Source organism: Posidoniimonas corsicana (assembly GCF_007859765.1).
Classification (GTDB): Bacteria; Planctomycetota; Planctomycetia; order Pirellulales; family Lacipirellulaceae; genus Posidoniimonas; species Posidoniimonas corsicana.
In genome coordinates this window covers 1,979,902-2,004,896 of the sequence record NZ_SIHJ01000001.1, presented here as the reverse complement: position 1 = coordinate 2,004,896, position 24,995 = coordinate 1,979,902, and the positions used below count along the sequence as shown (strand labels likewise).

4 protein-coding genes are annotated in these 24,995 nt (G+C 59.8%); 1 reads left to right on the top strand and 3 read right to left on the bottom strand.

All coding sequences use genetic code 11. The features are described from left to right. Positions 1–143: 143 nt before the first annotated feature. Positions 144–1,262, top strand: coding sequence for a glycosyltransferase (locus KOR34_RS07560; RefSeq protein WP_146563666.1), 1,119 nt, complete (start codon positions 144–146; stop codon positions 1,260–1,262). A gap of 21 nt (positions 1,263–1,283) precedes the next feature. Here KOR34_RS07560 and KOR34_RS07555 read toward each other — a convergent pair whose 3' ends face one another. The 3 genes from KOR34_RS07555 to KOR34_RS07545 form a co-directional block, all read right to left on the bottom strand. Next, entirely contained in the window at positions 1,284–1,943 is a 660-nt protein-coding gene (locus tag KOR34_RS07555; protein WP_146563664.1) for a hypothetical protein, read from the bottom strand. A gap of 484 nt (positions 1,944–2,427) precedes the next feature. Then, on the bottom strand, positions 2,428–3,300 hold the full coding sequence (locus KOR34_RS07550) for a formylglycine-generating enzyme family protein (protein ID WP_197531237.1): 873 nt from the start codon (positions 3,298–3,300) through the stop codon (positions 2,428–2,430). Between the two features lie 57 nt (positions 3,301–3,357). After that, a complete protein-coding gene (locus KOR34_RS07545; RefSeq protein WP_146563659.1) occupies positions 3,358–24,684 on the bottom strand; it encodes a choice-of-anchor Q domain-containing protein in 21,327 nt (7,108 codons plus the stop codon). Between the last annotated feature and the right edge of the window lie 311 nt (positions 24,685–24,995).

Sequence of the window (24,995 nt, the reverse complement as noted above, 5' to 3'; positions counted from 1 at the left end):
CAAATGCCACTCACACCCTGGTGTATACTGGACAGAATTAGTCGATTCCCGCAAGTTTGTTACACCACATGGCAAGATATCTTTTGACCTGGGAACTAGGCGGCGGTGCGGGGCATTGCGTGAACTTGGCGCCGATTGCTCAAATGCTTCGCGACCGTGGCCACTCGGTCTTTCTGGCGGTGAAGGACAAGCTGAAGGCCAAAGATATCATCGGAGATGATGGGTTTACATACCTGCAACCCCCCGCTCGCTCGCGCACGCTCGAGCGGTACAAAGAACGGCCGGCAACGTTCGCGGAAGTGCTCGCTCGAGTTGGGTTTGGAAATGCTGAGTACCTGTGGATGATTACGTGTAGGTGGCGAGAGCTCTTCGCAGAAGTCGCCACGGACGCGGGCGTGTTCGACTACTCTCCCTTCGCGCTGCTCGCCAGCTGTGGGGCGGGCTTTCCGCGGGCCACGCTAGGAACCGGCTATTTCAGCCCGCCGCCGAACGCTCAACTTCCTTCGTTCCTTTTGCCTACAGCGGAGGCGGTGCGCGAGAGCGCCAAGGCCGGTTCAGTCGTGGTGGCCAACGTAAACTCCGTCCTAGATCGCAACAACCAAGACCCGATAGCCTGCATCGGCGATCTTCACCAACGGGCGGACCGCCAGTTTCTGCTCACGTTCAAAGAGCTGGATCACTTCGCGCGACCCAACGGCGACTACTACGGGATGTGGTCGCCTGCCGGGGGCGCGCCGCCCTCCTGGCCTGCAGGCGACGGGCCGCGGGTGTTCGCCTACCTCAAGCCCACGGACCTGTTCCCCCTGTTGACGCCCGTGCTGGCGGCGTTCTGCAAGATGGGGCTGCGGCTGGCGGTCTACGGGGTCGATGGCGATCCTGCACTTCAGCGCGTCGAGTCAGAGTACCTGTGGGCGGCCCCTGCCCGGCTCGACCTTGACCGGGTAGCCGACGAGTGCGACTTCGCCGTGCTGCACGGCAACAACGGCAGCCTCACCCACCTGCTGCGGCGGGGCGTCCCGCTGCTGATCCTGCCGATGACGACCGAACAGGCGGTGATCGGCTGCCGCATCGCGGAACTCGGCGCCGGCATCGTAGCCAACCCACGGTCGCCGGTAGGGCTGATCAACGCGGTCAAGTCGCTGGTGCGGAAGCCTTCCTACCGGCAGGCCGCCCGCGCATTCCAGGAGAAGTACAGCGGCTACGACGCGGCCGCGTCGGCTTACCGAGTCGCAGAACATATCGAGCGTCTGGCTGCCAATTAGCGGACACGGGTAACCGATGGCCTACGTGATGATGCTGAAGTTGGACCAGATCGGCGGATCCTCATCTCCGGGGCTGTTCTCGCCCACTAGGTCAATGTCACGTTCCAGTTTCAGGTAGCTAGCGAACTGCTCGTAGTTGGTCACGCCGCACTCGAAAACCGCCTTGTAGATGTCGTGCGTGCAAAAGGCGTCTTCGGCTGCTGTGAAGGCCCACCTGCTTCGCCGGTAGCATCCTGACTGCACTGCCAGGTCCTTGATGGAGGCGATAATCCTCCGTGTTTCTGGGGTTAATCGCTGTTTGATCTGATTGTTGTAGACCGACGCGGACCACTCACCATGTTCGGCTAGCAGGGTCAAGTCTAGCTTCCACTCCACCCCCGCGTGGATAAATCGGAAGTCGACGAGGATGCTGTCGTCCACTCGCATAGGGAATAACGACTCTTGCCCAAACTGGTCGACCACCATCGCGACCGTGGGCGTCACCACTCGGCTGAGCGCCGCCATCAGCTCGTACGGCGTGTGGTGGTCCAACTCGGGGATCTCAACCGCGATGTCAAGCTCGGGCCAGACCATCAGGTCGAGGTCGTAGCTGCCGTGCAGGAACGACGTGCCGAAGCTCCGGAGGATCTCCACAATGCCGGTATCCTGCAGAATCACGTCGGCCTGCTTTTGTAACACCATTGCAGAAAGTGGCTCCTGAAACTCAAAAGTAACGCGACGTAAAGGCGCGGCAAAGCCAGCTAATACGCATTGTCAATTTATGCTGCGCGCGTTGCTTCAGGCAAGAAAGAAAGGTGATTTCGAGAGTCGCTAGCAGACGCTGTTAGTAGCGATGCTCAATAGCCTAACGGTAGTGCTTATGGCTACGTCACCGAATCACGTATACCATCGCCCGCAAGCCCAACTAATAGAAAAACACAAAGAACAGCTAACGAGCTTATTGCCTGCTAGCAAAAAAACAGTTCCATCTCTCAACAAGGCGACGGCCCGCGAATTTGATCCGAGCTACTCATTCCAGTGAGCTGTGCGGCTGGGCGTGTTCGTATGTCGTCTCCGCCCGTGGGCGAGAAGGTTGCGGGAAGCAGACATACGCCCGTACAGACGAGTCAGTGCAGTACCACCCCACATAACTATGAATCTCAACCGTCCACAAGAATATCCCTGATCAAGAACTGTCATGCACGACACGGAATGAAAGCATGAGGTCATAGTGAGCTTCGACAAAGTGCTGGGCCCAACAGCGATCTCGCCAGTCATGCTCAAGGAAGTAGCGTGGGCCAGACCTAGTAACCGCAGTACCGGGCACCGAATAGCATGTTGCAGTCCATTCAGCGTGACCAGAACTTATTAGCCTGCCGAATTCGCTTAGTTTCTTCAGGGCATCGACAATGCTTTGGCCAGGCGGTAGAGGGTCCCAGTCTAGTACAGAAGCAGCTAACCACTCCGCTTCTGATGGCAGGCGCACGCCTGCCCAATTACAGTACTCTAATGCATCAACCTTGCTCACCATCGTAACCACAGACCGGTTAACCTCCTCTTCGTCTATGCAATCGATGGCACTGTTTGATTCGTATGTTTCTTGATCCCCGTGCTGCTGTGCCGTAGTTTGGTACCCAGTTGCTTCCACGAACGCGCGAAACTCTCCAACTCGCACACATTCTCGACCAATGCGAAAACCACGAACAAATTCATACTGCCCGTTCTCAAATCCGATCGTCTTCGAGTTCACTTCGACCAAGTTCTCAAGGCCGGACATGCTCGCTGTGATGCAATTGGTCCGGCTGGTCGCAGACGAATCATCCCCAATGTGTGCTGCCGTTGCCTCGGGAAAGACTCTTTCAATCACATCAAACACTTGTTCTGCACAACCTTCGTCAATCCACGACACAAACAATCTGACCTCACTGTCGGATTGATGGGCAACAAAAGCCTCGGTTAGCTGATGAGAAGTCTTGCTCAATTCATCAAGTTGTTTCGCCAGATCTAGCAGGCGATGTTCAGTCACGCTATGAGCGTGAAACGCTCCCTGCAGGAGCACTGGAACCGACTCGTTATCCGAGATTTTTGATAAGCGTCTAAGCATTGAAACTGTTGATCAAGCAAAAGCAAGGCCAGAGAATAATCCTCCGAGGTTGAATCCTCCACCTCCAAGTCGAGCGCGAAGCTTGTAGTATCCCACGACTCCTGCCGTGTATGCAGTGGCAGTTGCGGCAACGGGCTCAAGAGCAAACGATCCGTGGTACTGAATGGGTAATCGGATATTCTCTCGATATTCCGCTGGCGCTTGTTGCGGAACTACCAGCAGCGTGGGGTCTGGGACCTGTATCTGCTTTAGTGAATAGTAGACTAGTCCCCGCGTGTCATAAAGCGCCCCTCCGATAGACTTCGTGGCACCTGCTGCATAGAAGGTGAGCTTATACCAGCGACCAGCCCAGATTGCTCCGCCATCGACGCCGTACCCGGCCTCTTTTCCAATGTAAAGCGGTGCATTGCCGCGACGGACGTTGCTATTCGCAAACGCCAAGTCATATGCAGCCAATTGCGCATTCGTAGCGTCTGCACGTGCGACAGATGACGAGTGCGTAATCGGCTTGAGCTCGTAGAAGCCGTGTAATCGGCCGCCGTGTACGACTGCATCGGGGCGAAACAAAGATCTTGCTGCGCCAACTACGTCTCCTTGAGCGAGCCGGGTGATCGCCGTGTCAACGTACACATCACCACCATAGTCATGTTTGGGGAAAATCAATCCAAAGACCAAGTGCGCAAGCGTCCCGGTGACAAGGTTGTAATCGCTTGCTGCTAGACCAGTTGGGTCAAGCAGATTTACCGGGTCGCCATGAGCATACAGGTACTTGTGTAGGGTTTGAGGGTCTTGAGCGTTGCCTGCGTACGGGTCTAGCCGATTAAACCGCCCCACGCTTGGATCGTAGTACCGCGCCCGCAGGTACTGCTGCCCGGTGCGGTCGGTCTGCTCGCCGGAGTAGAGCAGCGAGGTCGTGGCGTTGGCCACGGCCGTGACGTAGTTCGCAACGCCGGTGAGGTCGATCGGCTCGCCGTGCGCGGTGTACGCGTAGAGCTGTGAAACAGCGGGCGCAGCGCCGGTGATGTTGAGCAGCGTGCGGGTGCTGCCGTGGCCGTCGGCCAGCAGGCGGTAGACCGCGCCGGCGGCCGCCTGAACCAGCACATCGTGCCCCAGGGTGTAGGTCTTGGTGACATTGCCCGACGCGTTTTGCTCCTCCAGCACCTGCGTGTAGCCGGTCGGGTTGTTCGCGTCGACGACGTAGATCGCCTTGCCGCTCGGCCCCGACTGCACGACGCGGAAGCCGGAGTCGTCGTACTCGTATTCGTAGACCACTCCGTCCTGATCCACCTTCGCAATCCGTCCGCGGAGGTTGTACTCGTAGGTAGTGGTGCTGGTTGCCAAGCTTAGACTTGGTTCATCGGTCTTGTCGCCGGCGTACACCCGCTTGGCGGTCTGGACCGTGCCATCGAGCACGCCCGGAGCCGGGCCATCATACTGGTAGAACGCAGTTTGATCGGCCACGAAGACTTCCAACTCGTAATGCCCTGATTGCTCCCTGAGCAGGCGGTCGTTTTTGTCATAGTCGTAGACAACCGATCCATCTCCCAACGCGGCGTCAATGGCCCCGTTGCTCCGATAGTCGACCGACTTCTGGACCCGATTGCCGACCAGGTCGTGCGTGAAGCTCGTGGTGTAGTCGTACGCGTCGTTCGGATCAGGAGACTGCGGGTCGGAGTCGTAGTCGAAGCGTTCCTCGACCAGCCGGCCGAGCGTGTCGAAGACCCAGTCGTACTGGGCGTGGCCGCCGTTGGCGTCGGTCTCGTCGAGCGAGGTCCGCTTGCCGTTTAGGTCGAGCCCGTACTGGTAGCGGCCCAGCAGCGTGTCCGGCGAGCCTGCGTTGGCATCGTCGAACTCGCCTGGCGTGCCGCCGTCGTCGACGTAGTTCTTCTGGTCCACCAGCCGGTTGAGCTCGTCGTACGCGTAGTCGGTCACGACATCGTCCGTGGCGGTGCGGGCGAGGTTGCCGGCGAGGTCGTACTGGTAGTCGGTCTGCTCTGGAGTGGCGAGCGGGTTATCGAACCGCTCGTGCGTGATCACGCTCGTTAGCCGGCCAAGCGCGTCGTAGACGTACTGGGTGTCGGTGACCGCCAAGTCATCGCTAGCTGCCGGTGTGTAGCTGGGGTTGCCGGTGATCCCGCCGGTGGCCTTATCGCCCGTGTAGGTCCGCACTCGACGGCCGAGGTTATCGTACTCGTAGTTCACCGCGGTGGTGACGCTATCGTGCGCGGTCTCCACGCGGAGGAGTCGGCCCTGGTCATCGTATTGGTTGGTCGTGGTGTGCGACCAATCGGGCAGGCTGGTTGCCCCTGAACGGTTGATGGCGACGGTGAGCTCGCGGCCGAACTCATCGTAGGTGTAGGTAGTCGTCTCCTTGACATTGTTGCCGGAGTAGTCAGTGCTGCTCTCGTAGTGCCGCTTCTCAACCATGCGGCCGCCGCCGGCCGCCGAGTTGTCGTACGAGTAGGCGGTGACGCGGCCCTCGAAGTCGACCGTGAACTCAAGCTGGCCGGCCACGACCGGCGCAGGGGTGGCGGACGATGTGTCGAGGACCACATCGCTGTAGTGCATCTCTTCGACGAACCCGCCGTTCTCAACGCCCTCGGGCAGTGTGCGGGTGAGCTGTGCGCCGCGGTGGTCAAAGGTGAACTTGGTGACCTGTGTGTCGGCGTCAATGGAGAAGTCATCGGCGTCGCCGTCGTGGTCGTAGAAGACGCCGTCGGCGGTCACGAAGACGTTGTCGCGGACCTGATTGCGGTTGCCGTAGTCGTCGTACGAGTATTCGTACCTCGGGCGACCGAACACGGGCACGGGAAGCGGATTGCCAGATTCATCGCCCCGCGCGTGTTCACCATGAGCCTGTTCTACGGTGAGCGTGGGGTGTAGGACGGTGGGGAGCGTCACCGCAGTGAGCCGGCCGGCGTCGTCGTACTCGTAATTTGTGGTGCGGGCCGCGCCGCGAACAACGGTGCTCGGATCCAGCGGGTTGCCCTGGGTGAGCCCGGTCGTGCTGGCGGTGCGGCGGCCGAGGTTGTCGTAGGTGGTTTCGCTGCGGAGGTGCAACGGCGTGGTGGCGGGGTCCTGATCGTGGTCAACCTCGGGCGTGATGACGGCGGTCTGCCGCCCCGCGGCGTCGTACTCGTAGTTCGTGACCTGTTCGTTGGCAGAGTCGGCGAGCGAGGCGTCAAGGCCACGGACCGCCGTTCCTTCGAATTCGAAGTTGGGGTGCAGATTGACGCCGTAGCCGGTGACCGCGACGTTGGCGACGGACCGCTTGAGCCGGCCGGCAATGTCGAAGACGCTGATTGTCAGGTGGCGAGTCGCGACACCGTCCACCAGGGCCTCCGGCCCGAGCACGGCGACCTGCCGGCCCGCGTTGTCGTAGTAGTAGTCGGTACGGGCATTCGATTCGCTCTCTGTGTGCTCTACCTGGCCGAGGTCGTTGTAGGTGGTGGAGCTGGTTGAGAGTGGCGTTCCAGAGGCGAAATTGAACGAGGGCGATGTCGTTAGGTGTCCATCAACGTCGCTGACCACCACCGGTACATTTTCCCAACGTTCGGTCTTCTCGGTGCGTCCAAGGTGGTCGTAGGTGGTGCGTGTGCCGAACCAGGCAAGGCTGGAGGTCGTGGCGTCATAAACTCCAGTGGGGTCGGCAATGAAGTACGGATCGGTCACGAAAGTGACGCGGCCCTGCTCGTCGTACAGGGTGCGGGTGACGAGCCAACCATCAACAGCGTTCTCATTCCGCGCCGTGGAGCGGGTCTCAACAACCTGACCGCGGATATCGTAGAGGTAGTGGGTTTCTGCGCCGTAGCGGTCGGTAGTATGGTCCACGCGGCCGTTCACGTAGGTGGTGAACGTTGACCACGGGGCGTTTGCGACGGTAAGCGTTGGCAGCGAACCGAAGTCGGTGTGCTGCGACGTGAGTTCGTGCTCGTGGGTCGCTACAACACGGCCCTCCGAATCGTAATCGGTCACCGAGACAACCGCGTAGCTTTCGGTCCCGTTGGTCCAGCTCGACCAAGAGTGCGTCTGGTTGCCGACGTTGTCGTACCCGAAGTAGCGCCGGACGCCGCTAGCATCTTCGGTCCACTCGACTTGTCCGTCATCGCCATAGCTGGTTCGCGAGACGAGCTTTTCTTGGTCTCCGTCGACCTGGTACGTGGCGGTCACCCGGCCGTAGCTGTACTCGAAGCGGGAGTGGTTAAATCGCCTATCGGTTTCCGGATCGTAGGCGTAGGTTTCTCGCAGGTTGCCGGTGTAGGGGTCGTAAACGTTGTGGGTCTCGACGAGGTCCGGCCCGGTGGTCTTGATTGGGCGATCAGCGTCGTCGTACTCATACTTGGTCACCGCGCCCGTCGCGTCGGTTGTGCTCTTGACACGGCCCTCGGAATCGTACTCGGTGAGGGACTGCCATGCGGACAGGTCGTCTTCCGGTGACGGCAGCAGGTAGTCGATTCGGTCGTCGGCGTCCCACTCAGGGAGCGCCGTGTCGATGACGATGGGCGTGCTCTGCTGCGTCACGCGGCCCTGGTTGTCATGCTTGAAAACGGTGACCAGGTACTTGTGGTCGGTCGCCGAATCGGGCGTGAGCCGCAGGATCTGCCGCTTGAGATCGCCGCGGCTGTTGCGGACCTCTTCCACCTGCTGCCCGTCTTGTGTGGTGGTGGTGAGCGTTAGGCCGGGGCGGACCTCCAGCGTGAACGCGGCCTCCGCATTCTGTTGCCCAGCGTCCGTGACGGACCGCAGGCGTCCCCATTGCTCCGGGGGTGAGGTGAGGTCGTCCCCTTTGTAGTAGTAGACGGCGGTCACGGCTGGCACGCCATCGGCATTGACAATCGTGGTCAGGTGATGGGCGAACTGGTCACTTTCGTACCGGTAGACGGTGGGGTCGTCGACGCGATTGGTCACCTTGCCGAGCCCGTCAAACGAGCCATCGACCAGGGTCCCGGATTGGTTGTATTCGCCGTAGTCGTAGCTGATCGATTGACCGTCGGGATCAACGATGCTTGTGATCCGTTTCCCGCCGCTTCCGTCGTCGCTGAAATGGACGACAACGGAGTTGCTTGGATTCTTAAGCGAGACAACGTCGACTTGAGAGAGGAGGCCGCTTGAGTCGAGTGCGCGGTCAATCGAGACGGCCCGCCCGTTAGCGTCTACAATAGCTGTGAGTTGGCCCAACGTCGCATCGTAGAGATAGCGGACCCCGCTCCGCGTCGTTAGCGTAAGCGAGTTGGCGAAGCTCCCAAGCGTGAATAAGCCGCCTGAAACGGACTCCTGATAAACGCCGTCGTTGCGATTCGGAGATAGTCGCAGCCGCAACTCATCTTGCCCGACGAGTCCCAGCGAGCCCGTCGTGTCGGAATCGGGCTTGAAAGCCGGCAGGAATGAGCCTCCCGCGAGGGCGGTAGGTGAGAAAGTGAACCGCTGGATAGAACCGTCCGGGAGCTCTACTAGAATCCGTGAGTCGGCCGCCAGCGGGTGGGACAATGCCTGTGTGACCTGACGCGGGTGAGACACCGAAACGCCCGCTTCAAGGATGTTGAGCATCCACCCGGGACCGAAATGACCGGCGATTGCAGAGGTGTCCTCACCAGCCAACGCCGAGCTATAGCTGCGGACGAGCGATACCGGCACACCTCCGAGAGTGGTCTGGAGGTCTGTGAATGATAGCTCCAGGTTGCCCAGTCGCGAATCATTGCGGATCTCGATGATACGCTCGTCGATCGCCTGGATGCAATCCTGGCTGCATTTGACTTCGAGGTACAGCCGATAGTGCCCCGAGCGGATCAGCGTTGGGTCGATCGCTGCGAGGAAGCCGCCGGGGTTCTCCGATTCGGTGAATACCGCGGGCACGTTGGCGACCTTGTCTTTCTCGATCCAAACAAAATCGTCCGGATCGTCGAGGGACGTCAGCTTGACGCTGTAGCTTCCCACGCCGTTAGCGTCTTCATAGTCCGCGATGCCAAATATCTCGGTCCGCTCAGTGATCGCCTCGTCAATAATGCTGGTGATCTTACCGACTCGACCGTTCGTCGGGTCATCCACGTAGTAAGTGAAGGTCTGCTGGGCCTCATTCGCCCCAGTGGCGCCAGCCTTGTCCTTCGCGGTAAAGGTGAACTGCAGCAATCCCTGGTTCAGCCCCGACGTGAAGGAGGTGCTGATCAACCCGCCGGCTGTATCGTCCAGATACACTGGGAGCGTCCCCGTTTCGTTGAGCGTCGACGAGTCCTCCAGCTTCAATACCCATGGCACATCTGAGAGCGGATCAACGTTGTCTCGGATGTCGAACCAAAGCTTGTAGTCGGATGAGCGGTTGGCGTCGATTGTGCCGCCTGGTTGGACGGTTTTTCCGGTAGAAGTATCCTCGATGTAGAAATTAATTGACGGCGCGACGGTGTCGGCTTCCACAACCACATCGAACGTGTACTGCGATTCACGCCCATGCTTGTCTCGGAGGATCAGGTCTACCTGCTTTGTGTCGGCCGAAGTTCCGCTGTGAGCGGGCGCCTTCCAACGCAGGAGGCCCGACTCGCGGTCGATGGTCATCCCTGCTGGCTGGTTCGCACCAAAATCGTAGTAAACCGGCCCTCCCTCTGGGTCCGTCGCTGTGAAGTCGTAGACTAGCTCCACTCCCTCAGTGATTTCTAGCTGAGAAGGAGCGATGATCTCGGGAGCATCGTTCGCTTCGGCGACGAGGTGGAAGGTGCGGTAAACCCTGTCGGAGCCATCAAAGTAGGATATCTGGAACGAGTTGGACCCCTCCTCGCCTTCTTGGGGCGTCCAATTGAACTCGCCGGTTCCTCCTGGCGTCGTGATAATTTGTACGTGCTCGTGAGCCTGGCCGGCGCCGCCGAGATAGTCTTGCCCGTTGACTTTTTCGACGTTGAAGTACGAGCCCGACCCGCCATCTGGGTCGATGACGGTGAACGTATAGGTGTCGATTGCGGCGCCGATGAACGCCGGGGTTCCCTCCGGGCTGCCTTGGATGGTGGGGGAGATATTCCCCGCGAAGCTATCGGAGACCGATACTTCAAAGTCGTAGTCGGAGTAGACGTGCGGATTTTCGTCCTCGAAGACCCGAATTGTAAGCAAATACGGTTTGACATGGTGAGCCGGGCTGGCCCACTCGAATGTGTCGCCGCCACTAATCTGAGCGCCGCTTCCGCCGTCCTCGAGGATCTCCGCCGTAATCGATCGGCCCTCGGGGTCGCGGAGCAATAGCGGGATGACCATCGCGGAGCCATCGGGCCAAGCCTGGGGCAGCACGCCTCCCATGATTGGCTTGCGGTTCTCTGCGGTGACGTCGACGGTGAACGTCAGCACGTCAGCATTGCCGATCACGTCTTCAAGACGCAGTGTGAACTTGGACTTTTCGCCAATCTGAGACTCGTCGGGCGTCCACTTTATCTCACCAGTTTCCTCGTTGAAGATCACTCCTGCTGGAGCGACATCTAACGACCAGCTGGGATCCACTAGTTGGCTCGCGTTGGCGACTTTCGCGGGTGCAAATGCCCACAGGCTTCCGGCGGGGGCTATTGCAGGCGGCGGGGTTGCACGCTCGATCTCAGGCGGCGCTACAGCCGACCCGTCGGGCGGCACAACAGTAAGCGAAAATGCAGCGACAAAAGGCCCGTACTCCCCCTCAGAATCGGTGGCCTGCAAGTCGAAGCTGAACAACTGCGACGCAGGCGCCTGCCCCGAGACTGCTTCATAGTCGAACCAATCTGGATGACCGGAGGGAGCCCAGACAATCTGACTCCCCTCTATCCGGATCTCCTCGGGGAACGGATCGCTGTAGGTTAGTGAACTCGTGAGTTCGAAGGAGAGGCGGCTCGCAAGCGCCTCCGGGAAGACGAGGTTGTAACGGAACTCACGCAACGCCGGGATGGTCAGCGTTCGCGATGAATTTGCCCCCAACGGGTCATTCTGCGCGTAGACCGTTAGCGGCACCTCAAGGCCCGTGGAGAAGTCCTTGAACTTGTAGTTCACCTGCTTGCCTGCCTGGCGATCCACCACAGCCACGTCGATGTACACCTGCCGCCCGACAGGGCCGGGGGCGTCCCACACGAGGTACCAATCGTTTTCCCCGCGGTTCGCGATCGAATTCAGGGCGTCGTTCGCCTCTCCCGGCGGCACCAACTCGATTCCAGCGGCGGCCATTTCAGGAGATAGCGACACCTCCAGCGCTGCCGGGTTGTCGTCGGTGATCGTGATGCGGTGCGTCCAGGGCATTCCCTCGCTGACGATGTCCGGAACCGTAAAATTCGTGAAGGTTGGCGAGATCGGCGGCGCGCCATGCACGTCAAACTTGAAGACGGTCGTTCTGGCCGCGCCGAATTCGTCCGTGACGGTGATCCCTAGTGAGGCGCTCCCTTCCGCCGCTGTCGGCGTCCACAGGAGCCGCCCTTCGGGCGATAGGTCCTCGGAGGTGATTCCAAGGTTCGCCGACGTTGTTGTGGGGTCCAGGGCAAAAGTAAAGTTGTCGCTGTTCTCATCTTCGGCCAGCAACCAGACATCAAATTTCTGGCCGACATAGTAGGGGCCGGAAAGATCCGTCAGGACATCGGGGCCTTCGTTATCGGGAGGCGTGCTGGGCTTAGCGGGAAATACGTCCCCCACGCTGTTGCCGCTGGGGGCAACGATCACGTCCAGCGTGTAGCGAGTGATATCGCCGTCCTCATCGATCAACTCAATCACGACACGATAGGGCACGGTTCGATCAATTTCGGCGCTGGGACTCCATGAGACGTAGCCGTTCTGAATCCCTGCCCACCCCTCTTCGTCCAGCAGTCCCGGGTCCTTGACGGTGGTTCCCGATGGGGCGTTTACAATCCGGAACGAGATGTTGTTGTTGTTGCCGTCCGGGTCATCCCCCTCGACCTGCCAGTTCCACATCTCTCCCGCGACCGGACCGGTTACCGAAAGATTGGCCAGCGTCGGAGGGACGCCAAGGTTCACTGCCGGTCCTACCGAGATTGAGACGTCTTTATGGCTCCCATCTCCACTGGCGTCATTGGCGGTGAGTGTAAGGTCGAACGATCCTTCCTGCTCAGAAGTCCACAGGACCTTGAACCCTGAGTACAGGTACCCACCTAGGCTGGCGTCGTAGGTCGGCGAATCCTGCGAGAATACCAGTGACATCCCCAATGCCCGAGCCTCTGCGTCGAGCATCACGTCGCCCGCCTGCAACGGGCTCTTCGCGAGGACGTCGAAGGAGTACTCCAGGGACCTGTGCGATGGGCGTACAATTCTGTCTTTGCCAATGAAGATAGGCGGGGAGTCGGTGACGAGGCCCGCGTTGACGCGGACGCTTTTCGTGACAGTTTCGAGCCCATCGGCCGCCTGGATGACGATCACATCGTTGCTGGATGCGGTTCCGATGGAGCCAAGGTCGGACTGTATCTTGTAGACGCCCTCCGAAAAGCTGAGATCTTGGTTGACCCAGTCTGGCCGGGAAATGATCTGGACGTCGATGGTCTCTCCGTCCTTGTCCCAAGCCACGAAGGGCAGCTCGATTCCCGTGGGGCCATAGAGGACCCATGTTTCGGGCAGGAGTAGTGACGGAGCAGAATTGGCCGGACGGACTACTACGTTGAAGGTCCGCTGGGCGTGCCCTTCGTTTCCGTCGTCGATCCCGATCGTGACATCGTAGCTTTCGCCGAACTCACCGGCGTCTGTCTCGTCCGTCGCCCAAAAGACGGCGCCGCTTTCGCCGTCAACAATCAGGTCGTCCGGGCCTTCAATCTTCGTGAAGCGTGGCGTGTCACCATCGAGATCCGTCCATTTGATCTTGTCCGTGTCCATCACCAAGCTGTCGCCTGCCCGGATCACACGGTCTTCGATGGCTCCCAGCGACGGCGTGCGATTGCCAAAGTCGAGCGGTTCCACATAAAGCGTAAAGGTATGCTCCGTGCGCGAAGTAACGTACGCGCCGTCTTCCTCAATCAGATTACCGTCCGTGACGGCGACGGTGAATGTGACCGATCCCGCCTCGGCGGCGGCTCTTGTCGGAATCCAGCGGATGTCGCCGCTGTTCCGATCGATCTTCATACCTGCCGGCGCGTCGTCGGCCAAGTAGTAGCGGGGCGTGTCGTCGTCGGCGTCGGTCGCATCGACGTGGAAAGTGACCCCGCGACGTTCACTCACAGTGATTGGCTGCAGCAGGTCTTGACCGCCATTCGGCGAGATGGAGCGGACTACCGGGCGGTGGAGGTTTTGGGGCGCAGAGTCTACGGTAACTGTCCACCGGAATGGCTTGAGCGCCGTCTGGGCGGACACTCCCAGGCCATCCTTCACCGTTACAAAGAACTCGTAGACCCCGTCGGCAGGCTTGCTTTCCCACACCAGACGGTCGTTGATGTAGCCATCTTTCCCTGAACTCTCTAGCCTTGCTCCATGGTCGCTGGCCCCTGGCACAAACGAGAATGTGTAGGGGCCAGGGCCATCGGGGTCGACCGCCTCAAAGTCGACGAAGTAAGGCGTTGTGATCGCGACGGGAATCGCGCCGATGGGACCCGTATCGGAGTGCCGGTGAAATTCGAGGTCGAATACTCGCGAGTCGCTTACTCCCTGCAGCGTAACGTCAAAAACGTATGTCGGAGGGGCCACGCCGTTATCAATGAGCTCTTTGTAGGACCACTCGACCAGCGAACCATCCGATTCAGGCGCGGTAATGAAGATGCCATTCGTATTCTGCTGCACTTGCTCTAAGACGGTGTGAACAAACGCGTTCGCGAACGACTCTCCCCACATGCCCAGGTCATCCTCGGAGGTGTTACTGCGAAGGATGCTGTAGTCCCAGACGGAACCACCAGACTGGAGGGACAGGTTTACATAGTCGGTTTCGGCGTCCGAAGAATAATCAGCGGCGGCCGTTTCCCCGCTAACGGACCACTCGACGGAAGGGTTCTGCCCGACCTCAACCTGACCGTCCACCCCGGCGTAATACGCTACTCCCGATGGGTCAAAACCAAGCGCCGGAGAAGAAACGCCGCCCGGAGTGAAATCAAAATACCGGCTGGTCGATACTGGATTGTGGCGGGGGCCATCGCGGGTCCCAAGCAGCGCAAACTCCTCAACTAACACTTCGGCGCCGAGAACGCCGATTCCAACAAACCCATCCAGTACATCGTTGGCGCCAAACAAGGGCTGAATGGCCGGATCGAGGGTTGATTCATCGAGGAATATCTCTCCATCAATCGATACGACGATAGGGCCCGCTGCGCCGTCGGCCCAGGTGGAGTCGCTGACCCGCCGGAAAGTGACTGTCACGTCGTGGGCCCCGGGTGCCACGCCGCTGTTTAGCGGGCTCGTGTAGCGCGGCGTGAGGTCCACCTTCTGACCTGTCAAATCAACCGTAGCGACCCCAATCTCAAATTCTGCTTCACCAGGAGTAGGCTCGCTGAGCGACAGGTACTTGAACTGCTGTGACGCCGGGTCGTAATCGAACGCCAGCAAGACATTCGTCCCGGACTCACCAAAATCCGTCGAGATGTTGATTTTGGCGTTGAGCGCTTGAGGACCGTACTGTTTGTTGTCGGCGTCGGCGTCAACTACCGTAAACGCCCAGTCCGTTCCTCCCGCGCCTTGTCCTACAAGCCCGCCCGCACCTCGACTCCATTCGCCCAAAAGAGTAATGAATCCGGGTGTTGACTCGTGTGTAGGTTCGGCGGTCACGCCCGCCGCGACGATTGAGGTGAGGAGAATGTCGTCAGTGGGGTCGTCGGGGTTGTTTTGCAAGATTCCCAGCAGACGCTCCCGCTCCGCAGTTCGGGCCTGCAAGAAGTCGTCTTGCCCAATAGCGAAGCTGGTCTCTTCCTCATCAGAGATGAGAATGATCTGAGAGGAAGTCGTTTCGGAGTTGAGATCCCAGCTATAGAGGGAGTCCGGGTCGGACACGATCCAATCGATCGCCGAGTACCCTGGTTCCGAGTAATACGGACCAGCGTAGAGCTCCTCACTTCCAAGGCTGTGAGTGTGCTCGGGGATATTTTCAGTACCGGCCGAATTCTCAGCGTCGGCGAGGTAGGTGCTCAACGCATCGGCGTTGAACCAATCCACACCGACGGCGGGATTGGTGTGCTTGTTGACCGTTCCCGCAAAAGTGACCAGACCGTAGTTCCTTGCCCCCACCCCTGCGTCGGCCAGCTCGGCATCGATTACGGAAAGGTTGTCTTGCAGCCAGTTAAAGCCTTCTGTCATCGACCCCGTAGCGTCCAGCGCGAACACAATCTTCGATTCGACCCCGGATGCCGTCGTTGTCACCCAGACCTCCTTGGTCACTTGTTCGCCTGGGTCGAGTTCGAGGTCGAGCGTCTCCGCGGAGCCGACGTTGGCGTCACTGGGAGGCAGGGTGACGTCCGGCGGGATGTTGTAGTTTTCGTCCGGGTCGGCCGTCACCATCGGGGGCGCATTCTCCCCAATGACCTTAACTCGGATGTCCCGCCAGTCCCAACCGCCCTCGCCGTCGTAGACGTACTCGTAGAATACCACTTCCTCTCCGGCCAGCTCGGCTGGCGCCGTCCAGGTAACCTTCGCCTTCTCGTCTCCCGGGTCGAACGAGTTTTGTGAGAATGCTGGCAGTACGCCGGCCGCCACGGGGTCGTACCCTTCTGGCCACTCCATCTTGTCGGTCGGCAGCGAAAACGTCAGGGTGTCTGGGTCGAGGTCCGTCGCTGTCATGACGTACTCGAGTGTTTCGCCGACGGCGATCGTCGTGGGACGCTCGGAGGTGAACCAAGGATCGTGATTGGCGTCCGGGTCGGTGAGGTCACGAGGCACAATCGCCTCGACAACCAAGACGTTTCCGCCCACGCCAACCTTTGAGAGGACATGCGAGTTGGCTTCAAGCCATTCACTACGTCCGGGCTTTTGCTCCCAGCTTACGTCAGCCGGGTAAAAAGCTACCGGCTGGCTCACAAGGCCTCCATAGCTTATCGGGCTGTTTAGGCCCTCCGAAAGCTCCAAAAAGTCATCAGCTTCGGTGCCCCAGTACTCCACGCCCCACGATTCAACGTGAAATGAGTGGGTAGCACTTGGATCCGCCAGGTAGTGCTTAACATCGGCGGTAACATCAACTCTTCGGTACGCTGTAATGACTGGGAAGAAGTAGAAGTTGTGGGGGCCAACCTGATTACGCTTCATTTCTTCAGAGAGTTCCCCGACGTTAATCCCGGCCATAATCCGTGGGGAGCCAAGTGGCCCGTACTCATCCAGGTAATCGTCGCCCGCTCCAGAGACCTTCGGATGAGAGTGGTGAACAAACAGATCGACGTAGGCGGAGATTACCTCCGCGTCCTCAAACTCACTCAGTGATGCGATCCCAGGCAAGTAGAATAGCTGAGACTTCTCGACCTGAAGCTTGACGGTTTGAGGCTCGCTCCACTCCAGGCCATCCGAGACGCGGTAGGTGAAGCTCACCGGGCCGCTCACGCCCTTAGGTGGCCGGAAGGAGAACCACCCATTCGGCGCCAGGTAGAGCGAACCAAAACGCGGGCCATCCACTAGCTCGACCGAGAGCACAATGTCGCTTCCATCAGGATCCGAGTCGTTCGCCAGCACGCCTTCCTTTGAGGTTGGTTGGAAGACCTTTCCAGGGATCAGGCCTTGATACCAATCGCCAACGACGTCGGCGTTCTTGGTCGATGGGGCTTGGTTGTTGTAGAAGTGCCCCTCCATCATCAGGCGAGGCCGGTAGTCCGGATGGCTCGATTCTCTAGCTGACACCAAGACTGGGGCCGATCCTGTTGTGTTGTCGGCGACGAGCGCAAACGAAACCTCGTCATCCGCAGCATCCAAGGAGTCAATCAAGTACTGGGACACGTCGAACTCAACGTATCCCGTCGTCAGCCCGGTGAGCGTCTGGATCGCCCCACCGATTTTTGTCGGATGGCTGGAAGAATTAATTCCACTCTCCCCCCAGCTATCATCATCGACGCGGTACAGGCTCACAGTGCCCGTTCCGCCTCCCGGAACCTCAACCCAGACCCTGATCTTGCCAGTTAACCCCGATGTTTCCGGCTGCGGCTGATCAAGGTGGAACCTCAGGAAGGCTTCGCCGGCTCCGCCATCGAGCGTGAACTCAGGATCGTCACCGCTAGCGGTGTCGCCGAAGCCCCAATGGGCGTCCGCAATCGGAATCAGCGTCACCGCTCCGCTGAGCCCGACACCAATCCGTATGCTATTTGACGTGTAGCTCTGCAAGCCGTCGTTGATGCTGTACCGGACTCGACGCAACCCGTCAGTTGGTGCTGCAGAGTAGTTGGCATACGAAACGGATCGCAGTGCCTGCTGATACTCCGAAGCAGTTGCCACCCCTGTGAGCGTCAACACGCCGCCAGTGTAGGCGGCAGACACGCCTGATGGCGTCTCTACTTCTAACACCTCGCTCACAAATCCATCCAAAGTGTCAAGCAGTTCGATCGATGCCGCGTAGACAAGAGCTTCGTCGGCATTGACCAGTGTGACAGTGGAATCAATGACCTGCGGACCACTCCGACGATCATACGCTATGAACGATTCGCCAAAAGCAGTGACGCCCGAAGAGTAGCGCTCATACGCGCCGATATCGGCTGTCGCTGCGCCATCCCCGTCGCCATTGGCGGGGCGGGCTGCACCACGCTGGTCAGCAGGCGGAGCGATCAGATCGTCAGCATGGTCAATCGCAACGCTGCTCGGTTCGAGTGCGTGGGTCTGCGTTGCCCCGCCATAGTAGTCTAGCGGCAGAAGGCCGGGGAAAGACGTGCTCAGGTCTGTTGAATTCAGGCTTTGCACGTCGGCACCAAAGAGGTTGTAACCGCTGCTGGAACTCATTCCGCCTGAAAAATTGCTGTTAACTCCTCCTGAGGTATTTTCGACAACAATCGTACTGTACAGCGTTGCGCCACCCACGGTTGTTCCGACTGCAAGCCCGCCTACAGAGGCTGCACTCGACGATTCGTTGTACGCGATCGTCACATTCGTCAACAGCAAGTCGCCATCGAAACCACTAAACCGGATGCCCGCTGGTCCATCGTCGCTACGGTTGCCAGATACAGTTGTATTTGAGATATCTGCCTCAACTCGACCGTAGGCTTCAATGCCTACTCCTCCCGAAACATGTGGCGCAAAGTTTCCGCTTATCTCAGTGTCAGAGATATCGAGCACGCTGCTAAAACCGAGGCTAACAACGAATCCGAGGCCACCGCGGCTAAAGTTACTCTCATTGTTAGAAATGCGAGTTCCCTTGAGCATGGCCCGGTTTACGTTGAAGAGGTTGATGCCTCCACTTGTGCCGTAAGTCCCAGTAGCCCTGTTGCTGATAACTTCTGACGCCGTCAGGTCGATCAAGCCGCTCTCTTGGTAGATTCCACCTGCATGGTAGGAATCGTTGTAGGCAATTACGGAATCCACACCGGCAACCATTCCTTTGCTGTAGATTCCACCGCCAACGCCCTCCGCAGTGTTTTCGACTACGTCAGTACTATCGAGCACAAGCGCACCCTCGCTCCAGATGGCGCCTCCATCGATTGATGCGTAGTTATCGGCAAGAACGCCGTTGATGTACTGCAACTCGCCGCTGCTCGCAATATAGGCGGCTCCGCCACGTTCGGCTTCGTTGCCAGCCAACTGCACAGCGTCCAATGCCAGTTGCCCTCCTACGAGGATTGAGCCGCCATCGCTTGCGCCGCCGCCGCTCAGCGTCAGCCCAAGAATCTCGGTTGAGGCGGCGCCGCCACCTACCTCAAAATGCCGCCCGTCTTGTTTACGGAGGATCCTCAGTTGATCCTCTCCGGGACCAGTGATCGTGGTGTTGCCGTCGTAAACTGCCAGCGCGTCGCTGCCCGGGAGAAGCTCCAAGACGCCGCTGCTCGCAGCAAGAACCGACTTGTCGAAGACGATCGTGTTGGGACCCGCATCAGCGTTTGCGATCTCGATCGCTTCTCGTAGCGTGAGGCTTCCCGCCACAATTGGAGGAGCTTCCTGCGGCGCAGTAGTCGATACGTCTCCCAAAGAGTTGACGAGAAGCTGCTCTCCGAAGCCGGTAAGATGCGGTTCATCGCCTTGGACATCGACGTTGTCGAGACCGACGATTGCCTCGATGGAGTACTCATCCTGCAAGTCAATGAACCGGTTGCCAGAAGCGTCGAGCTGCGCGAAGGATGGATTGGAGGCGAAGTCGTAGAGCTCTCCCGTCCAGTCGCTGAAGTCCAGAAAGTCGAAGCCTCCATCGTCGCTGATGAAATAGTAATTGGCGCCGCTATGCTGATTGCTCAGTGAGTAGGTGTCGTTGCCTCCACCGCCGGTTAAGAAATTTATTCCACCCCGACCGTCGAGTCGGTTTGCCCCGCTATCACCGACAAGTGCGTCGGTGTAATCAGTGCCGATGATACTCTCAACCCCGCCCCCGTTCAGCCATACACTCAGGTAGTTCGAATTATCGAAGACGTTTTGGGAACTCGCGGTATTGGCTAGGTTGACATTTACGCCAGTGCCGTTGTAGTGGAGCTGAGAGAAATCCAGCGTGTCGACGCCTGCGAACCGACCGGCATCGGCAACATCCAGTGTCACGATCGGCTCGACAATAGTGACAGAGCCTAATGCCTGCGCACCGTTAGCAAGAAAACGGTAGGTGTCGCTCCCGTAGCTGCCTTGGACCGTTCCACTTCCAGATATCTCAATAACGTCATTCCCCATCCCGCCTCTTAGCGGTTCAGTGGTGCTTTCAGCAGCTAGGTTGTCCTGCCCATCGTTTCCATCTAATAACGCTTGGGAACTTTGCGTCGCCGAGAGCGTGTCGTCGCCGGCGCCGCCAAATCCTCTGACCGAAGCAGTTCCGAGAGCTACGAACGCAATCGAGTCATTGCCCCCGCCTGTTCGAATCTCCACAGCGTTGCCCGCCGTGTAGGAATAGGGGCTGGTCAGTAACCCCGGGCTGCTGATCTGGGTGGACGTCACTGTTACTTGCTCGTCTAAGTCACTGCCGTGCAAGTGGACTGTGCCGTCTAGTTCCACAAACAGTCCCGAAACGAGCAATTTGGCGTCAGAATTAGTTAGCGTCTCGGCTGTGTAGGCAACCCCCACAGAGAGACTGTAATCCTCGTCTAAACCCGCGGCTGAAAAGTTGGGGGTGAATGCAAACGAGTGCGTTGTTCCTCCCGCCCAAAGTGCGGAGTTAGTGATCTCGATGTCTGTCTGGAGCGACGTCAGGCTGCCGTCATGAAGAGCGGCAAGTTGCAATACAAGCGGCCGCGCCCCGACCCCATGCACGATGTAGTCCACTACAAGCTGCTCGTTCTCCGTCCGAAAATCAACAATCTCAATCGGCGGCGGCTGCACCTCGAAGGCACCGATGTCGATGCTGCTAGCAGTGCCGTCATCGCCGAGGTCGATGACACGCAGGTGGCCGCGCTGGTCGGTGGTCAACCCAACCGCGGAGGCGAGCGTGTCGTCGCCGGCGTCGATAGCCGGGCTGCCCTGCAGCAGCGGCACGGTCTGGGTAGCTCCGCCGTGGTCGCCGAGGGTTCCGAGCAGCGGGTCGACGCCGGTCAGGTTGGTGGAGCTGCTAAACTGGCTGCCAGAGTTGACGCCAATCAGGTTGTCGGTGCTGTTGGCTTGGTCGAGGATGCCCGACTGGAAGCTAACATCTGGGAGGCCATTGCCCGATGTGTTTTGGGCAATAATGCTGTTCTGCACGGTGACGTGGGAACTTCCCACACCAATGAGCCCGCCGCCCTGATCGGTGGCGTGGTTGCCCGTGACCGTAGTGTTAACGATGTCAAGGTTTGCCCCGTTGTGCGAGCGGAGGGCGCCACCGTACCTCGCCGTGTTTCCGACAAAAGTGCTGTTGGAAACCAGGACCCTGCTCTTGGAGTTTTGGGCGACCAAACCGCCGCCAACGGTGTAGTCTGTTCCGTCACGCAGATCGACGCCCTCGTTGTTGACGAAGGTGGATCCGGTAATCACGACTTCCTGAGTGTTGGAGTGGCCCATGTCGAGCCAGAAGCCGGCGCCGAGCCGAGCCTTGCTGCCCTCGATTACGCTGTCGATGACGTTTAAGGCGCCCAGGTAGTTGTGGAGGGCGCCTCCTTTGCCGCCAGACGAGCCACTCGATTCCTCGGCGCGGTTGTCACGGAGAACCACGCGGTCAAGCGTGAGGTTCCCCCGATTGACGATGCCGCCGCCGTCGCCAATCACATATCCGTCAGCGATCGTGACGCCGCTGACAGACACGTCGTAGCCGGAATACGGGTACATGACACGGGATTGCCCGCCCGCGGAGATGGTTAGCTTGTCCGCACCGGGCCCAACGATCGAGACGTCCGTTTGGATATTAAGCCGCCCCTGCCCGAGCACGGGTCCGGCGGCGGCCAGGTCGATCACCCCAGGTCCGAAGTCGAACAGCTCGTCGGCGAAGTCGATCGTCTTGCCGTCGGGGTCGGCCGAGTTGGTGATCGCCTTGGCGATGGCCAGCGCCTCGCGGAGGCTGAGCTGGCCCAAACTGTGGTCGCCGTCGTCGAAGTCGTACAGGGACGTGACGGTGATTGGCTCGCTGTAGCCGGGGCCGAGGATGTAGTCGCCGGCCGCGTTGGTGACCACGTCAATCGCGTGCAGTCCACTCAGATTGAAAGACAGAGAGCCACCACTCGAAGTCGACAGCGGCTGTACCGACGTTGAGGAAAGGTCCAGCGGCGTGCTCGCCGACAGGCCGCCGCTCCAGGCGCCGAGGTTCAGGTAGTCGAGGCCCGAGTTGTCAACGATGGAGATGCTAGCGCCCGTCGCGGTCGAGCTGGCGAGCACATAAGTATCGTTCCCCTCTCCGCCGCGTATCCCGGTTGGCATCGACGGCTGCGGTGTGACGTTGAGGTAGTCCTGCCCCTCGCCGCCGACTACGTAGACCCCCGTCGTTCCCGAGCCCGTGATATTGACGAGCAGGCCGCTGGAGGCGATGTAGAGGTACGGAGAAGAATAGTACAGGGTGTCGCCCTGGTCGCTGCCGAAGACAAACCAGGCGCCGGAGGCGTCTTGGAATGCGCCGCTGTCGAACTCCCGTTTGGTGGTAAGGCCGTTGGAGCTGGCGATCTTGGCGATTAGCTCAAACTCCCCGTCCGGGTTGGCAATCATAAAATTAGGCACGACCGACGTGACGTTCCCACTGCCGACAACGCCGCTTACCCCGGTTTGTGTGGCAAGCAGCGTTTCAACGCCGTTCGCCACCTGGTAGATCTCCACTTCGACGCCCTGCGCGTCCTCAAAGTCGACATCGTAGGTGAGCTGCAGATCGCCGCCGCTGGCGCTGAAGTCCGAGATGCCGATCACCGGCGCGAAGTCGACCGACAGCTCCGGAGGCGAGGCCGCCGACTCGGACGAGTAGAACGAGACTTCGCGGGACGGGTCCGTGGTTAGCCGGAAGGTTGCGGACGGGTCCGTGGGGGCCGAGTTGACGTCGCCCTTGTTGTCCGCCCACACCGTGTAGTCGGCGGAGTCGATCCAGCCATCAACATTAGCGTCGCCCGAGCCGAACGAGCTGGCCGGCGCGCCAAAGTTTTCTCTCCACGCGGCGTAGTCGCGGATGTCGACCACGCCGTCGAGGTTGAAGTCGCTCCGCAGCACGCCCATCCGCTGGAAGAAGAGCGGCGCGTCCGCCGCGTCGACAATATTGTCGACGTTCGCGTCATTGCGGTAGACAAGGCCGTTGGACGCGGCGACCAGCTCCTGCCCGCCGTACCGCGACGTGTACTCGGCGAAATCCACGGCGGCCAAGTAAAAGGCCTCAATGTCGCCCTGCACGCCGGCGTAGTCGAGCCCGCCACTCAGGTTGGCGTCGCCCAGCATCAGTGCCCGCTGCACCGTTTCGGTGACGTCGAACTCGACCGTCCCCGGATCCTCCATGTACTGCTGGTCGAGCGTGCCGCCGAAGCCGGACTGCAGCGAAGACGCGTAGGTGTTCCAGGTTAGCGTCGACTCATCCCAGGCGGCGCCCGAGTCGAGCGACCACAGGTCGTTGTGCGCCGAGAGGTAGACCTGCATCGGGTCCGACGGACCGCTAGCAGTGGTTAGCGACAGCGACGCGTTGGTCGGCACGTTGCCCGCGTACTGGCTGAGGTCGATCTCTAGCAGCGCGTCCTGGTGATCATCGGTTCCCGAGTCCCTGCCGACCACGAGCGTAGAGCCGTTGTTAGTTGACGAAGGGCTGGACTCGTCAACGTACGCGTCCTGAATCGCAGAGAAGAGCGTGCTGGCCGATTCCCCCTGATAAGTGAAGGTTGAGCTGGAGCTTGTAAAGCCGGACCAGGTCGAGTTGACCTCGACCATCCCCTGGCGGCCCTTGAGGTCAACGCGGACCCGGTCGTTGGCGTCGAGAGTCGCCTCTTCGATCGCGGCCAGCGAAGAGGTCACCCGACCCAGGCTGTCTCGCGACTGCTTGAGTAGCTGGTTCTTGCCCAGCCCGGTGAACAGCGTGAAGTACGGATCGACACTGTCGATCAGCACGTCCCGCGCCGCGCGGGCGGCGGCGGCAACGCTGAGGTTGTCACTGCTGAGGTCCTTGCCCAGCGCCGTCGCAACCCGCAGGGCCGACTGGCCCAGGTTCCGCCGCAGGTCGGCGGATTCCGACTTGGAAATCCCCGTATGATTGCGCAGGCTTCTGGCGGCGGCGTTGAGGCTCCGGTAGTGGGCGGCGCGATCGGCGTCGGTGCTCGTGAATTTCTCCTCCTGCTGGATGAGCTGGGTAACGGTGGAGAGCCGCTCGACCGACGTGCGGGTCTCTCTGGAATCGGGGGTTACCCGTCCTGGCTCTCGCAGGTCGGCAAAACGACCCGCGTCGTCCACTTGCTCCAGCCAGCTCTTCACCACCAACCCCGGCGGCAAGACGTCCTCCGGCACGCCCTTCAAGCGATCGTTGCGAAAGTCCTCGACGAACAACTCGTCGGCGATATCGACCAGCACCTCGTGGCGTTCGAAGACGATCTCCCCGGAACGCAGCTCGAGGTGGAGTTTGTAAAGGCGTGAATCCACTGGCCCCGCGTCCTCACGCACGCTGATGACAGCCACCGGCTGCCCGCTCCGGCCGTACTGGGTGCTGATGTCGAACAGGGCCAGATCAGCGTCGCCCGTCGCGTCGCTGAAAACGAACTGGGGCAGCACCTTCACCGAGAAGGCGTCGCTGCCCGCGGTCGCAACAACAACCTGCTCTTCGTCTGTCGCCGCGTAGGAATCGTACGGCGTCGCCGTCAGCAGCGCCCGAACCTCCAGCGCTTCCAGCCGCGAGCTGCGGTAGCGGTTGTCGCGCGACTTGCGGTGTTTCCGTTTAAAGCCAAGCGTGGCGAGAGTAGTGTCCCAAGACGAGGGGAATCGGCGCATCGTGCTGGCTCGAAGAGTGCGGGATCAAGATGGAAATTGCCCCCCAGATGGGGTGTTAGATGACCAGCAATCTATCGCGGTGAAACGCAATCGCAAGTAGTTATCAGCAAGACTCTGCGGATTTTCTGGGGTAGGATGTCATGCCAACCAACACCAAGAACCCTTAGAAATCAGGCTGCAGGTCTGAGTATCGGCCCCGAATAAATACGGATTCCCGCACGCAGTATGTCCAGCAATGCTGCTGGTGCTCCCGGTTGCTCCGAAACAACGGGGCAGCAAGTCTTGATCCAGGTCGGATGATCTCTCGGCCA